Origin of the sequence: Pseudoalteromonas sp. UBA2102, from assembly GCF_002331165.1 — a bacterium.
GTDB lineage: Bacteria > Pseudomonadota > Gammaproteobacteria > Enterobacterales > Alteromonadaceae > Pseudoalteromonas > Pseudoalteromonas atlantica.
The window spans coordinates 12,926-14,404 of record NZ_DCYU01000008.1 but is presented as its reverse complement, the minus strand read 5'-3'; the positions used below and the strand labels follow the sequence as shown (position 1 = coordinate 14,404).

Below are 1,479 nucleotides of genomic sequence, written 5' to 3'. Positions count from 1 at the left end.
CTAAGTCTTCAATCGTTACCACTGTCATGCTGTGTTTATTAGCATAATCACTTACCTGTGGTAAACGCGCCATGGTGCCATCAGGATTAGTGAGTTCACAAATAACCCCTAACGGTTTTAAACCAGCCAGCTGCATTAAATCAACAGATGCCTCGGTGTGGCCGCGGCGAACTAAAACCCCACCTGTTTGTGCTTTTAAGCCAAATACATGGCCTGGGCGCGATAAATCACTCGGTTTAGCGTTATCGGCTGTGGCGGCTTTAATCGTTGTTACTCGATCGGCGGCCGATACGCCGGTTGTAACACCGTGTTTAGCCTCTATTGTGACTGTGTAGGCTGTATTATTTTGGCTGGTGTTGTGAGTTACCATTTGCGGTAGCTCGAGCTGCTTAATACGCTCATCGCCCATACACAGGCACACAATTCCGCTGCCTTCGCGGATCATTTCCGCCATTTGTTGGGTGGTTAAATGCTCGGCAGAAAAAACAAAATCACCTTCGTTTTCGCGGTTCTCGTCATCAACAACAAGTACGCCTTGGCCTTGCTGCAAAGCAGCAATGGCGTTTTCTACACGGGTGTGGCTTTCGCCAAATTGGCTAAGTAAAGACTGAATCATTATTATATTCCACATAAAAATAAATAGATTCAGGACACTGAAAGGCATGGCAAAACACACAAACTAAATTGCGCACTTTTTGCCACTAAACAGCTTATACCAATCCGCTTAATTAAGTGATTTATTTTGAGGTTGGAAAAACGTGTCGCTCAAAATGATTAAGTATTATTGCGAATTGGTATTAAACACGCAGCCACAGGCCACGTGTTTGCATACGCTACAAGCTATATTCTCTTTCATCCGGACTATAACCGTCGGCTCTGGCATCTCACCAGATCTGCTTGACCTTTATTTAATACATTAAAAAACGATTATTAAATAAAGCGCTCGCGGGCTCGTTTTATTCAAAAACTAATGAGTAAAACATACCGCCGGTGGGGAATTTCACCCCGCCCTGAGAATGTACCGTGAACTTATCTGTTCACGGCCTGCGCATTATACGCGTGTATTTATATGTTATTCAAAAATAAACGTTAAATAAGCTCAGTATTTAGTGAGGCATTGAGTACTTTACCTTGGTTAATATCGGCCGTGAGTGAGCATTTTGCGCCATTAACTAAGTTTAAATTTGGCTGCACATGGCCAATATCAGCATCTATTATTACCGGGAATAAACACCCACCCAATGCCACCTCTAGCGCATGGCGGTAATCAAATGCATCGTGATGACTTTGTGTTATTTCGCTGCGCCCTAAAATAAGGCCGTTAATATCATCAAATACACCGGCAAGTTTGAGCGACAGTAAAAATCGTGCCACGGTGGTAGGCGTAAGCTCTGAATTTTCTAGGTATAAAATTAGCCCTTCGTTCGCACTGTGTTTTTTAAAGTCGTGCAATGCTAAAAATGGCGAATCCAGCAATAA

At 43.2% G+C, this 1,479-nt stretch carries 1 protein-coding gene, 1 pseudogene and 1 riboswitch; the gene and the pseudogene both read right to left on the bottom strand.

Annotated features, from left to right (window positions below):
• Positions 1–616: 3,4-dihydroxy-2-butanone-4-phosphate synthase (gene ribB / locus B2R65_RS00630; RefSeq protein ID WP_286740104.1), on the bottom strand; the 616-nt coding region annotated here is incomplete at its 3' end.
• 224 nt (positions 617–840) lie between these two features.
• A riboswitch (FMN riboswitch) is annotated at positions 841–1,022 on the bottom strand.
• 67 nt (positions 1,023–1,089) lie between these two features.
• Positions 1,090–1,479, bottom strand: a pseudogene (locus tag B2R65_RS00625) (S66 family peptidase); the annotation flags it as partial.